Here is a 13,516-nt window from a genome sequence, read left to right as displayed (position 1 = left end):
ATCGCGGAGGCGGACCCCCATCCGTCGCCGACGGGCACCTCGTTCGATGCCTTTCGCAGCGCCCGGGCCGGTCTCCCGCAAGCCTCCCGTCCAGTGCCCCACGTCACGATGGAGCGAGGCGGCCGCGCGGGGCGCGCTCGGCGAGATCGAACAGCTCGCCTGGGCGCTCTACGGGAGCGCCGACACGCTCGCGGCGTTCAACCTGAAGGAGCTCTGCGCGCGGCTCGATCGGGAGGCGCGCGCCGGGACGATCGAGAGCGCGACCGAGGCGGTGCAGGCCATCGCCAGGGAGGTCGGGCGCGTGCGGTCGTCGCTCGCGGCGGACCTCAAGAAGCGGGGGCTCCGATGACGTCCGCCCGGGTGAGGCCGACGAGCCGCGAGCTCATCTCCCAGAGCCGCGCGGCCGCCTCGGCGTCCGTCGCCATCCCCTTGAGGGGCCTCACCCGGGTCCGCTCGAAGAAGGCGGGGCCCTCGGTGGGCGACGCGTCGGCCAGGATCGCGAGGAGGTTGGCGGCGGCCTGCGTCGGGGTCGCGCCGACGACGTCGATCAGCGTCTTGAGGACGCGAGAGCTCCCCTCGAAGAGCCCCGACCGTACGAGCCCAGGGTAGTAGCAGAGCACCTGGGCCCCCGTGCCCGAGAGCGCCTCCGAGAGCCGGTGCGCCGCGAGCACGAGCGCGAGCTTCGACCGCGCGGACGCGGCGAGGAACGAGTAGGAGCGCTTCGACATGAGGTCGTCGAAATCGAGCCGGATGCCGTCCACCGGCGCGACAAGGTTGACCACGCGCGCGTCGCGCGCGGCCTTGAGCCGGCCGAGCAGGAGGTTCGACAGCAGGAAATGTGACAGGTAGTTCACCTGGAACGTCATCTCGAGGCCGTCGGCGGACTCCGCGCGCTCGCGCAGGAACACCCCCGCGTTGTTCACGAGCAGGTGAACGACCCCGCACCGGTCAGCCACCTGCCTGGCCGCGGCGCGCACCGACGCGAGCCGGCCGAGATCGCACTCGACGAGGCTGACCTCGCCCTGCACCTTCAGCGCGGCGAGCTTCCTCGCGCCCTCGGAGCCGGTCCTGCGGCAGAGCACGGTCACCCGGGCGCCCTGCCGCGCCAGCGCAGATGCCGTCGCGAGCCCGATCCCCGAGGTGCCCCCGGTGATCACGGCGACTTTCCCCCTCATGCTTTGCCCACACCCCATCTCCCGTCTCCTCGTCTCGCCGTCCTCGTCCATCTCATCGCTGCGGCGGCGGGCCGGTAACGACGCTCCGGGAGCTTGTCGGCGACAGGAGCAGGCAGCGGGCACACGCCGAAGCGCCGAGACGGCGCGGTGCCCGCCGGAAACCCCGAAGAAGAAGAGTCGTCGCCCCCGCCCGCGACACAGGTACGACCCTGCATGCATCACGTCAAGCGAGCATTATGCATCGCGGCAGGGACGTGAAGTGGGTAATTCCAGATTTTCCTTGGCTGCGCGGTCGGGTGTGTCCGCGTCATAGCCGTGCACGTGGGACGGCAGAGATGGCCGAGGCTGGTGCGGCGCTTCAGGGGGCGGGCGTCTCCTCGAAGACGCGCAGGCCATATTTCTCGAGACACCAGAGCACGCCGACGATCAGGCTCCGTTTGTCGTCCACGAACGACGGCTTCTTCCCCTCGAAGTAGTGACCCGCGAACTGGAAGCCCCAGCCCGTCGTGAACATCGCGGCCGCGAGCGGAAGGCCGATGAGGGTCGCGCCCACGGGGAAGCTCGCGACGATCAGCGGTATGCCGACCTTGTGACACGCCTGGTTGCGCGGATCCTGGTGGTCTTCCTTGTACCGGCGGAGCACCTCTGTCCATTCGGCGTTGAGACGGAGCATGCGCCCATCTTACCACGCTGCCGCCCCGCGGGGCGCGGGGCGCGGGGCGCAGGGCGCGGGGCGCGGGGCGCGGGGCGCGGGGCGCGGGGTGCAGGCATGCGGCAGACCGAGCGTCCCGGCGCGCTTTCGTCGAAGACCGGCGGTGCCGTTGCTTCCCGGTTGCCGCTTGGAGCAATGAGGCGTAGTTGGGCAGTGTGAGCGGTCATAGAACCGGTCCCATGGCGACGACTGCACCGCTGTCATTCAAGACAGGGGAGCTCATTCAGGGCGCGCGCTCGGAGAAGCGGCGCGTTCTTCTGCTCGTTTACCATCATGACGGCGTCGAGATGGCCCCGATGAGCCCCGGCGTCGGCGTCGTCGTCGGCAGGGAACCCCCGGCCGACGTCGTGATCCGGGACAGGAGCATCTCGCGCCGGCACGCGCGCTTCACCCTCGTGGGCGGCGAGGTCGTGGTCGAGGACCTCGGCTCGCGCAACGGGACGCGCATCTCGGGGCAGCGGGTCGAGAACGGCGTGGTCAAGGCCGGGGACGAGGTGCTGCTCGGCGGCATCGTCGCGTCGGTGCACGTGCTCGCCGGCGGCGAGCTGCCGCCGTTCGGCCTGGAGGGCTCCGACGCGCTCCGCGTCGCCCTGCAGGCCGAGATCGTGCGATCCAGGTTCTTCAGCCGGAAGTTCGCGCTCGTCGTGGTCCGCTCGCTCGGCGCGCAGGCGAGCCACCTCCGCCACTGGGGACTCCGCGTGCGCGAGGCGCTGCGGCCCGTCGATCGCGTCGCGTTCTACAGCGCCGACACCCTCGAGATCCTGCTCCCCGAGGTCACGCCCGAGCTCGCGGAGGAGCTCGCGAAGGCGATCGTCGCGCGCCGCGAGGGCGAGCCCATGCTGGTGTCGGGGGTCGCCGTGTTCCCCGACGCCGCGACCTCCACCGACAAGCTCATCGAGGTCAGCCACGAGGCGTCGCGGAGCGCGAGCCCCGCGGAGCCCGTGCACCTCGCGGCCCCGGAGGGCGCGCTGCTCTACGTCGCGCCGAAGGTCGAAGGCGCCCGGCCGCCCGAGGAGGAGGGCGCCGCGGGCGCGGTGCCGGAGAGCCAGTGGGAGGCCGACGGCCACGTCCTCGCCACCAAGAGCCCGCTCATGCGATCGCTCGTCGAGGTGGCGCTGCGGGCCGCGCGCTCCTCGATCCCGGTGCTCCTGCGCGGCGAGACCGGGACGGGCAAGGAGGTGCTCGTGAGGTTCATCCACGACCGCAGCCCGCGCCGCGGCGAGCCGCTCATCTGCGTGAACTGCGGGGCGATCCCCGCGATGCTCATCGAGAGCACCCTCTTCGGCCACGAGCGCGGCGCCTTCACCGGGGCGAGCCAGCAGCAGAAGGGCGTCTTCGAGGCGGCCGCCGGCGGCACGGTCCTGCTCGACGAGATCGGCGAGCTGCCCGCCGCCGCGCAGGCCGCGCTCCTGCGCGTGCTCGAGACCAAGCGGGTGACGCGCGTCGGCGCGACCAAGGAGATCGAGGTCGACGTCCGCGTGATCGCGGCGACGCACCGCGACCTCGACGCGATGTGCGACGCGGGCACGTTCCGGCTCGATCTGCTCTACCGGCTGAACGCGATGACGCTGAACATCCCGCCGCTCCGCGCGCGCCGCGACGACATCGCGACGCTCGCCGCGGGCTTCCTGCAGCAGGCGAACGCGGCGAACCTCAGCAGGGTCCAGTCGATCACGTCCGAGGCGCTGGCCCTGCTGAAGAGCTACCCGTGGCCCGGCAACGTGCGCGAGCTCCGCAACGCGATCGAGCGGGCGGTGGTGATCGCGGAGGGCGAGGCGATCATGGCGCGCGACCTCCCGGAGCGGATCCGCGTGGCGGTGACCTCGCACAGCTCGCCGCCCGCGACGTCGCGCGCCCACGACCCCTCGCGCTCGTCCGAGCCCGGCATGCCGGCCCTGTCCCAGCGCCCGTCCGAGCCGCTGCCCTCGCGCGCGTCCGAGTCGGCGGCCTCCGCGGCGGGCGGCCTCAAGACGCGCCTGGAGCAGATCGAGGCCGATCTCCTGCTGGAGGCGCTGCGCGCGTCCGACTGGAACCAGACGGACGCGGCGCGGCGCCTCGAGCTGCCGCTGCGGACGCTGCAGCACAAGATCAAGGTCTACGGCATCAAGAAGCTCGGGTACGGCGTCGCCCGGTAGCGCCGCCCGAAGGACGTCCGGCCAGGGGCGGCCGGACGTCTGCGCCGCTCCGGCGGCCGGAGGCGCGGCCTACTGGGAGAACCCTTCCAGCATGTAGTGCGCCTCGATGCGCTTGAGCGCGAGCACCATCGCGGCGAGCCGCATCGGCAGGCGCTTGCCGAGGACGAGCCTCGTCGAGTCGTGATCTTCGGTGCGGCGCGGCCGGTCCTCCGCGATGTCGCAGATCAGGCGGTAGTTGCTCTTGATGGCGCGCTCGAGCCGCGCGTTCACCTCGCCCTCGGTCCAGTGCTCCATGCGCTTGTTCTGGATCCACTCGTAGTACGAGACGGTCACGCCGCCCGCGTTGCCGATGATGTCGGGGATGATGCTGATGCCGCGCTCCGCCAGCACCCTGTCCCCCTCGGTCGTGGTCGGGCGGTTGGCGCCCTCGGCCACGAGCTTCGCCTTGAGCCGCTCGGCCACCTCGCCGGTGATGGCGTCGCCGAGCGCGGCAGGGATGCAGATCTCCGCGTCGACGCCCCAGAAGTCGTCCCGCGCGATCGGCTGGGCCCCGCCGTAGCCGGCGACCGACCGCCGGAGGTTCTGCGGGTTCTCGCTGACGTAGGTCATCAGCGCGCCGACATCGATGCCATTCGGGTCGACCACCGCGCCGTCGGAGTCCTGGACCGCGACGCACCGGGCGCCCATCCTGCACAGGATCTCGGCGGCGGCGGAGCCGACATTGCCGAAGCCCTGCACGATGAATCGCACCCCGGCGAGGGAGGCGCCGCGCTGCGCGTACCACTCCTCGATGCAGTACGCGAGCCCCTGGCCGGTCGCCTTGGCACGCCCCTCGGAGCCGCCGATGCGCACGTCCTTGCCCGTGACGACGCCGCGGTGGTTGTGCCGCTCGCGCTCGCCGTCGCTGTACTGGCGCAGGAGCCACGCCATCACCTCGGCGTTCGTGCCCACGTCGGGCGCGGGGATGTCGACGTTGGGCCCGATGAGCTGCTTGAGCCGGTACATGTACCGGAGCGAGATCGCCTCGAGCTCCTCCTTGCTGTGCTCGCGCGGATCCATGCGAATACCGCCCTTGGCGCCGCCGAACGGGACATGCGCGATCGCGGTCTTCCAGGTCATCTCGGCGGCGAGCGCGTTGAACAGGTCGAGCGACACGGCCTTGTGGAAGCGGAGCCCGCCCTTGTAGGGCCCCCTCGCCTGGTTGTGCTGGACCCGATAGGCCTTGAAGCGAACGAACTCGCCGGGCTGGATCCGGTAAAGCCCCTGGTCGGCGAGGCGGATCACGCCGTCCTGCACGTGGATCGAGCCGCTCCGGAGCGCCTCGGGGCGGAGGATGAGCTTGCCGTTGAAGAGCGGGGTGACGGCGGCGCGGTTCAGGATCACCGACGGGGGGAGCCGTTCGTAGGTCGCGGTCGCCTCCCCGCGGAAGGGGACGAGGCGGTCTTGGAGCTGCGTGGTGATGTAGAAGATGTGCTCGTAGTCGGGCTGCTCGAGCTCCAGCCGGATGCGGGGAGCCAGGCCGATGAGATCCGCGGCCGTGTGAAACACCGCCATGGACTCACCGAAGATGTTCGTCTCCGGCTCGCGCTCTAGGAGGGGGGCGTCTTCCATCGCCGTATGCTGCCTCGACCGCGGCGGGGTTCCAACCTTTCGCGAGGGCCTCGCGCGCCGCTCGAGCCAGCGCGCTGTGACGGGCGCGTGATCTCGACAGGTCGATCGACCGGCGGGCCGCCGGCCTCGCGGGGGAGCTCGTGCGGCTCCCCGCAGAGGTTCCGGCGGCCCGTCGCGTCGATCACCGCTGTTCCCGACCGGCAACGTGGCCGGCCAATTCAGGCGATGACGTCAGGGGAAGAGCCCGGGGGTCCCGGCCCCCCCCAGGCCGCCGGAGAAGGAGCCGTACGGGGAGCCGCCGTAACCGCCCGGCCACCCGAGGCCGCCGCCGAGGCCGCCGCCGAGGCCGCCGCCGAGGCCGCCGCCGAGGCCGCCGAGGCCGCCGCCGAAGCCGCCGCCCGGATAGCCGCCGCCGAGGCCGCCGCCGAAGCCGCCCGGATAGCCGCCGCCGAGGCCGCCGCCGAAGCCGCCCGGATAGCCGCCCGGAAAGCCGCCGCCCGGAAAGCCGCCGCCCGGAAAGCCGCCGCCGGGGAAGCCGCCCGGGAAGCCGCCCGGGACCTGCCCGGGATCAGCCTGGCCGACGGGGCCGCCCTTGCCGATGGGGGGCCCTTGAAACGGCCCACCCGCGCCCGGGCCGAGCGGCCCGAAGCCCGGGCCGCCGGGGCCCTGAACGAGCGGCCCGCCGGGGCCCTTGATCGGCCCCTGGCCAATATCGGTCTTGCCCGGGATCGCGGGCGGGCCCACCACGCCGCCGCCCCGCGTCTCCTCCGTCTCTCCCTCCAATGCCTGCTCGCTCGACGCCACGTCGACGTCGGCCTGCTCCAAGTCGGCCTCCTCCGGTGTCACCGCGTCGACCGCGCACCCGGTCATCAACACGGAAAAGAGCATCACCGCTTGCGCCATCTTCATATCGATCGAGCTAACCATCCGTCCTCCTTCCATGCCCCGCCAGGGCCGTCAGGCCCGCAGTGGCATGTTGAGCGGTGTCGAGAGCAGGCTGCGTGCCTGACAGCGCGTGTGCAGAGCCTGCCGCGTCGGCCCTCTGCGGCTGCCGGACGGCGACGGCGAAAGTGCATTGTCTGAATCTGCGCCGGGTGGGAGCTTTGCCCCTCTCCATCGCGCCCGGGCGCCGCCGCGCCGGCGCGTATCGACGCCGCCTCGCAGCGCCGATGTGGGAGGCTCCCGAGCGCTGGAGAAAGGCAAATGTCGACGCGCGCCGCGGGGCTCCCCCGCGCGCGGCGCGCGGCGGGACGGGACGAGAGCGACCCGACTTGCAGCTTTATCGGGCCCTGCAAACCGCATTTCCGAAGACCCGGTCGATCTCTGCAATCGAGGGCTGAGGAGACTCGACATCATCGCTGATGGGCGGCAACGGCCCGCGGGCCTCGGGTCCTCTGGTCACGCCGTGCTCAGCCCACGTGAGCCGACAGAGGCCCAGAGCGGCGCTCCTTCTGCGGCAACCGCGTCGGCGCAGCGCGCGCCTGAGACTCACTTTGCTCTGCGCACCCTCGCCATGTCGTCCCGAACGACGGCGCCGCCGCGGCCTTCAGCCGCGGACGGCGGCCCCGCGAGGCAGCGAAGACGGCGTCCTCCGCGGAGCCTCCCGGCGGCGCTCGGCGCGGCCCGACGTGATTGACAGAAAGCGTGCGACCCACACGATAGGAGGCGCGCCCGAGCCTCGCGGCCCGAGAGGATTCACACGCCCGCGCCGGAGAGAGGAGCGCGGCGCAGACGTCCCCGGCGATGCAGGGAAAGTCGGCGCGATCGAGGCTCCTCTGCCTGGCAGGAGGCTATCTCCTGTTGTAGGATTCATTACGCTGAAGGGGTCACGCGGCGCCGTTCAGGCGCTGTCCTCGTCATCTTTCCGCGGGCTCGATGATGATCTCCGGCGCTCGCAGCGCCGGTTCATGCCGGACACGCGGTCTCCCGCCGTCGCGGGGGCTCCGGGCAGCCGTTCGCCTCAGGAGCGAGCGGGAGCTCGCGGGGCGCGCCGCGAGGCAGCGCTGTCCAGGGAGGGTATTGCATGCGCTTCTGCGCGACGCGCGCGGGTCTGTCTTGCCTGGCCGCCGGTATCGCGGTCCTGTCGCTGCTCGCCGCGGCGTGCAGCGACCCCTCGCGCAGCTCCGACGCCGCGCTCGACGGGGAGCACGTCGCCCCGCGCTGCGCGCGCGGGCACGTCCTCGGGCCCGAGGACGCGTGCATGCCCGTGGGCATCCAGGGGTGCGCAGAGCTGTTCGTGGAGGACGACGATCTCTGCCACCCCTCGATGGCGAAATGCCCTCCGGGGACGATCCCGAAGTTCGACGAGGGCTGCATCCCCGCCGGCATCCCGCGCTGCGCTCCCGAGCTCGTCGGCGACGACGGGCTCTGCAGGCCGGCCATGGCGAGGTGCCCGACAGGCATGTTCGCACTCCCGGAAGCGGGGTGCGTGTCCGTCGATGGCCCCGACGGTTGCGGGCTCGGGCCGTGGGGGAACACCCCTCGCGCGCCCGGGAACGTGTATGTCGACCCGAGCTACGCCGGTCCGGACAGCGATGGCTCCGAGGCGAGGCCGGTCACGACGCTCGCGGCGGCGCTCGAGCTCGTCGTCGAGGGCGGGACGATCGCGCTCGCGGACGGCACCTACGACGAGCCGGTCGTCATCACGAGGCCCCTCGCGATCGCCGGCCGGTGCGCCTCGCGTGTGCGCCTCCGCGGGGTGAGCCCGCTCGTCCATCCTCCGGCGATCGTGGCCGTGCTCGGCGCAGGGGAGGTGACGCTCCGGGGGGTCGAGATCGGCGGAGATGGCGCCGGCGTGGTGGCCACGGGCGCGAGCGCCGTGACGATCGAGCGCGTGCACATCAAGGGCGCTGTCCATGCCGGCGTCCTCTCAAGCGACGGCGCGCGGCTCTCGGTGGCGCAGAGCTGGATCGAGGGGACGCGCTCCGGCACCGCGGGCGGCGGCATGGGCGCCTCCGCGGTCACCGGCGGCGCGCTGTTCGTGAAGGAGAGCGCCGTGACGAGCAGCCGCGCCGCGGGCGTGGCCGCGCTCGAGGTGAGTGCCACGGCGGCCGTGGTGGGCAGCCTCATCGAGGGGACCTCGCCGTCGGAGCACCTCGTGGACGGCGAGGGGATCGTCGTCCGGGGCGGCGCCGAGGCGTCGATCGAGCGCACGGCTGTGGTCGGAAACCGGCTGTCGGGGATCGTCGCGTCGGGGAGCTCCTTGGCGACGATCTCCGGCGTGCTCGTCGAGGGGACGATGCCCGGGAGCCACGAGCCGAGCTACGGCGTCGGCGTGTACGCGGCGAGCGGATCGCGCGTCGCGATCGACTCGAGCGTGATCCTCGGCAACGCGGAGCTCGGCGTCGCCGTCATCGGCGAGGGCTCGGCGGCGACGATGACGCGGAGCCTGGTCAAGGGCACGGTGGCGGCCCCGTCGCGGTCGCTGCTCGGCGGGTTCGGCGTCGCCGTGGCCCGCGGCGCGGCGATGCGCCTCCAGGACAGCGCGGTCGTTCAGAACCGCGGGACCGGGGTTCACGTGGGCGATCTCTCCGCCGAGCTGGTTGCGGGAGGCAACCTCATCGAGGGGACGATCGCCGGAGGGGCCTGGGGCGACGGGGCCGGGGTGGCCGTGATGGAGGGCCGCGTGACGCTCTCGTCGAATGCCATTCGCGACAACGAGGGGACCGGGCTGTCGGTGGGGTATGACGGGTCCGAGGCGACCGTGACAGGCAACCTCGTCGAAGGGCATGTCGCGCCGGACCGCCGCGCGCCGGTGGGGCAGGGGATCGTCATCTATCGGGGGGCCACCGCGGTGCTCGCGGGCAATGTCATCCGCGGCAACCGCTCCGTCGGCGTCCTCGCCGGCGCGGAGTTCCCGGGCGGCAAGGTCGAGATCACGGGGGACCTCATCGAGGACACCTCGGGCGGCGAGGCGAGCGACGGCGGCGCCGGCATCGGTGTCGCCGCCGCGGGCTATCAGCTCCGGCTCGCCTCGTCCCTCGTCCGCGCGAGCCGCACGGCCGGCGTGGCGCTGTTCGCCGCCGAGGCGGAGATCGCACAGACCGTCGTCGACGGGGTGACCGGCGACGGCCGCGCCGGGATGGGCGCGCGGCGCGACGACCTCGTCGCCGATGGCGTCCTGGTGCTCGCCGGGTCCACAGCCACCCTCGACGACGTGCGGGTGGCCGGTTGTGCGCGGGCCGGCATCCTGTACGACCGGAGCTCGGGTCGCCTCTCCAGGGTGCGCGCCTCGGACAACCGCTTCGGGCTGGTCGTGCAGGGCTCGCCCGCGCCCCAGCTGAAGAAGGGGAGCGAGAACGCGTTCACCGACAACAGCGTGGCAGACGAGCTTTTTGGCGCCGACCTCCTCGTGCCAGCGTCCGCTCCCCCGCTTCCGTGAGGCGCGCCCGCTCGACCACGCCCCCGCCGAACGAGCCCGTACGAGCCCATGCGAAACCCAACGGACATGGAATGGAATCTTCCCCGACACGTGGTATCTACCTGGGTTCCAGGGCCACGGCCGCGGGGATCAGGGCTCCACGCGTAGAGTCGCCAGCCCCGGATTGACCCTCAGCGCACCGGCCTATCGACCGCATCGCGCCGCGCGCGCCGCGCACGATCTCCCTGCCGCCTGCGCTGGGCGAGCGCAGCACCTCGCCCCTCCGAGAGTGCCCATCCGCACACTGGAGCGAGACCGAAAAATCTGGTCTTGTCATCGCTCACGGACGTCTGTATAGACGTGCTCCGGCCGTTCTCTGAAACGATGCGTCATCGACTGCCTTCCTGTCTTGCTGTGAACGAAGAAAATAACAGTGTCAGTGCCGGAGCCCTCAGCCGTCATGACGCGCGATGACACCATGAGACGGAGTTGCCGCCGCGAGACATGACGCGCCACGACATCTCCCTTGAAAACGCGCCTGCGCGAGCGGCGTGAGAACTTGGTAGCGACCTCGAATCCCCGTTGACACTGCTGTGCGAAGACGGCTACAGTGCCGACGTCTGGATGCCGGTATGGTGCGCTGCGTTGCGCGCGTCGGGCTCCGGCGAGTCGCTCTGTCACGTGGCGGCTTCCAGGAAGATCAATTGAGTGGGAGAGGGACGGTGGGCGCTCGGGCGTGTCCACGAGGGCCCCGCTGAGGAGCATTTCATGAGGAACTGGTTGTTGCCGCGTCGAACGTTGGTTCTTTCGGCGTTGCTTCTTTCGGTCGGCGCCGCGGCAGGTTGCGGGAAGTCCGATGCGAAGAAGGACCCCGCGGGCACGGCCCCGGGCGGTCAGGGGACCGGCAAGAACCCCACGGCTGCGGACACCTTCCTGACCGTCTCGATCGAGCAGCAAGCCTCGTGGGTGCGCAACTTCAATCCTCTGCTGGCCTCTGGCAACGTTCGCTGGCCAACCGTCGCTGGCATCTACGAGCCGCTCCTCGTTTACAACACGATGAAGGGCGAGTTCACCCCCTGGCTCGCCTCGAAGTACGAGTGGAGCAACGGGAACAAGACGCTCACCTTCACGACGCGCCCCGGCGTGAAGTGGTCCGATGGCCAGCCCTTCACGGCGAAGGACGTGGCCTTCACCTTCGGGCTCCTGAAGAAGCACGCGGCCCTCGATCTGCAGGGCGTCTGGAAGTGGCTGACCGCGGTTGAGGCCAAGAGCGACTCCACGGTCGAGTTCACGCTCACGCGGCCGTACGTCCCCGGGCTCGTCTTCCTCGGGCACCAGCCGATCGTGCCGGAGCACAAGTGGAAGGACGTGACGGATCCGGTCACGTTCACGAACGAGAACCCGGTCGCGACGGGGCCCTTCACCGAGGTGAAGACCTTCCAGAACCAGATCTACGAGCTCGGCCGGAACCCGAGCTACTGGCAGCAGGGCAAGCCCGCGATCAAGGGGCTCCGCTTCCCGGCCTACCCGGGCAACGACCAGGCGAACCTGGCGCTCCTGAACGGCGAGGTCGACTGGGCCGGCAACTTCGTCCCGGAGATCGAGAAGGTCTACGTCGGCAAGGACCCGGCGAATCACCACTACTGGTTCCCGCTCGTCGGCAGCACCGTGTTCGTCTACACGAACACGACGAAGAAGCCGCTCGACGACATTCGGGTGCGCAAGGCGATCAGCATGTCGCTCGACCGCGAGCAGATCGTCAAGGTCGCCATGAACAACTACACGCGGCCGGCGGACGCGACGGCGCTCAGCGACGCGCACGAGCGCTGGCGCAGCCAGAAGGTCGTCGAGGGCGGCGACTGGGTGAAGTTCAACCTGGCCAAGGCGAACCAGATGCTCGACGAGGCGGGCTACGCCAAGGGCCCGGACGGCATCCGCTCGAAGGACGGGAAGCCGCTGCGCTTCGACATCAACGTCGTCACGGGCTGGTCCGATTGGGTGCGCGCGGCGCAGATCGTCACGCAGCAGGTGAAGCAGATCGGCGTCGAGGCCTCGCTGAGGACGTACGACTTCAGCGCGTTCTTCGAGGCGCTCCAGAAGGGCACCTTCGACCTGTCGATGGGCTGGTCGAACGAGGAGCCGACGCCCTACAATTTCTACCGCGACCTCATCGGCACCGCGACCGTGAAGCCGGTCGGCGAGTCGTCGGCGCGCAACTGGCACCGCTTCGGCGCCAAGCAGACGGACAGCCTCTTCGAGGCGTTCGAGGCCGCGACGGATCCGGCGGAGCAGAAGAAGCTCATCGAGCAGCTCCAGGAGACTTTCTCCGAGACGGCGCCCTCGATCCCGCTGTTCCCCGGGCCGTCCTGGGGCGAGTTCAACACCCGCCGCTTCACCGGGTTCCCCAGCAAGGAGAACCCGTACGCGAAGCTGTCGCCGAACAACCCGCCCGAGTACCTGCTCGTCCTCACCGAGCTCAAGCCGAAGTGACATCGGGCGTGATCTGATCCGGAGAGCAGGTTAGAAGAGAGAGCTTCTGTGCGTTACCTTCTTCGACAGCTGGGCTTGTACTTCATCGCGGCGTGGGCATCGCTCACCCTGAACTTCCTCATTCCGCGGCTCATGCCGGGCGACCCCGCCACGGCGATGTTCGCGCGCTTCCGCGGGCAGCTTCAGCCGGAAGCGATCGACGCGCTGCGGAAGGCGTTCGGGTTCACGGGTGAGCCGCTCTACAAGCAATACATCACCTACCTGAGCCACACGCTGACGGGCGATCTCGGCCTGTCCGTCGCGCACTTCCCCGCGAAGGTGACGGACGTCATCGCGACGGGGCTCGGCTGGACGCTGCTCCTGTCGGGCGCCGCCGTGCTCGTCAGCTTCGCGCTGGGGACGCTGCTCGGCATCGTCGCGACGTGGAAGCGGGGCGGCTGGCTTGACTCGATCATGCCGCCCGTCCTGATGTTCCTCGGCGCGTTCCCGTACTTCTGGCTCGCGATGGTGGCGCTCTACGTCCTCGGCTTCGTGCTCGGGGCCTTCCCGCTGCGCCACGCCTACAGCGACACGCTCTCGCCCGAGTGGAGCTTCGAGTTCATCGGGAGCGTGCTGTCGCACATGGTCCTGCCCGGCCTGTCGATCGTCATCGCCACCATCGGGGGCTGGATGCTCGGCATGCGCAGCGCGATGGTCACCGTGCTGTCCGAGGAGTACATCACGATGGCCCAGGCCAAGGGGCTCTCCCAGTGGCGGGTCATGTTCAGCTACGCCGCGCGGAACGCGCTCCTGCCCAACGTCACCGGGTTCGGCATGGCGCTTGGCTTCGTGCTCGCCGGGTCGCTGCTCACCGAGATCGTCTTCTCGTATCCGGGTCAGGGCTACCTGCTCATCCAGGCTGTTCGTAACCAGGACTATCCGCTCATGCAGGGGATCTTCCTCACCATCACGCTGGCCGTGCTGGGGGCGAACTTCTTGGTCGACGTCGTCTACGTGTTTCTTGATCCCCGCGCCCGAGGGCGCTGAGGGCTGG

9 protein-coding genes are annotated in these 13,516 nt (G+C 70.7%); 5 read left to right on the top strand and 4 right to left on the bottom strand.

The window, feature by feature from the left end; all coding sequences use genetic code 11:
• Positions 1–46: 46 nt before the first annotated feature.
• Positions 47–349 carry a hypothetical protein gene (locus tag WMF36_RS23000; RefSeq protein ID WP_437581774.1) on the top strand — a complete coding sequence of 101 codons (303 nt, stop codon included), beginning with the start codon at positions 47–49 and terminating at the stop codon, positions 347–349.
• On the opposite strand, the gene WMF36_RS22995 is transcribed toward WMF36_RS23000, so the two are convergent.
• Together WMF36_RS22995 and WMF36_RS22990 are read right to left on the bottom strand one after the other, a co-directional pair.
• On the bottom strand, positions 327–1,175 hold the full coding sequence (locus WMF36_RS22995) for an SDR family NAD(P)-dependent oxidoreductase (RefSeq protein WP_437581773.1): 849 nt from the start codon (positions 1,173–1,175) through the stop codon (positions 327–329). The two genes, WMF36_RS23000 and WMF36_RS22995, sit on opposite strands and share 23 nt — an antisense overlap.
• A gap of 358 nt (positions 1,176–1,533) precedes the next feature.
• Complete coding sequence (locus WMF36_RS22990) at positions 1,534–1,848, bottom strand: Mpo1-like protein (protein ID WP_437494514.1); 315 nt, start codon at positions 1,846–1,848, stop codon at positions 1,534–1,536.
• A gap of 218 nt (positions 1,849–2,066) precedes the next feature.
• Here WMF36_RS22990 and WMF36_RS22985 point away from each other — a divergent pair, with 218 nt between their 5' ends.
• A complete protein-coding gene (locus WMF36_RS22985) occupies positions 2,067–4,022 on the top strand; it encodes a sigma 54-interacting transcriptional regulator (protein WP_437581772.1) in 1,956 nt (651 codons plus the stop codon).
• A 69-nt stretch (positions 4,023–4,091) separates the two neighbouring features.
• Here the strand turns inward: WMF36_RS22985 and WMF36_RS22980 are convergent, their stop codons facing one another.
• The gene (locus WMF36_RS22980) at positions 4,092–5,633 is read right to left on the bottom strand and encodes a Glu/Leu/Phe/Val family dehydrogenase (RefSeq protein WP_437581771.1); all 1,542 of its coding nucleotides are present in this window, start codon (positions 5,631–5,633) and stop codon (positions 4,092–4,094) included.
• A 231-nt stretch (positions 5,634–5,864) separates the two neighbouring features.
• Positions 5,865–6,560 carry a hypothetical protein gene (locus WMF36_RS22975; protein ID WP_437581770.1) on the bottom strand — a complete coding sequence of 232 codons (696 nt, stop codon included), beginning with the start codon at positions 6,558–6,560 and terminating at the stop codon, positions 5,865–5,867.
• A gap of 1,096 nt (positions 6,561–7,656) precedes the next feature.
• Between WMF36_RS22975 and WMF36_RS22970 the strand changes: the two genes are divergently transcribed.
• From WMF36_RS22970 to WMF36_RS22960, 3 genes are all read left to right on the top strand, one after another.
• The gene (locus WMF36_RS22970; RefSeq protein ID WP_437581769.1) at positions 7,657–10,014 is read left to right on the top strand and encodes a right-handed parallel beta-helix repeat-containing protein; all 2,358 of its coding nucleotides are present in this window, start codon (positions 7,657–7,659) and stop codon (positions 10,012–10,014) included.
• 747 nt (positions 10,015–10,761) lie between these two features.
• A complete protein-coding gene (locus WMF36_RS22965) occupies positions 10,762–12,483 on the top strand; it encodes an ABC transporter substrate-binding protein (protein ID WP_437581768.1) in 1,722 nt (573 codons plus the stop codon).
• A gap of 48 nt (positions 12,484–12,531) precedes the next feature.
• Positions 12,532–13,509 carry an ABC transporter permease gene (locus tag WMF36_RS22960; protein WP_437581767.1) on the top strand — a complete coding sequence of 326 codons (978 nt, stop codon included), beginning with the start codon at positions 12,532–12,534 and terminating at the stop codon, positions 13,507–13,509.
• The last annotated feature ends 7 nt before the right edge of the window (positions 13,510–13,516 follow it).

Origin of the sequence: Sorangium sp. So ce887, assembly GCF_051521455.1 — a bacterium.
Classification (GTDB): domain Bacteria; phylum Myxococcota_A; class Polyangia; order Polyangiales; family Polyangiaceae; genus Sorangium.
This window is presented reverse-complemented; position numbering and strand designations above follow the sequence as displayed.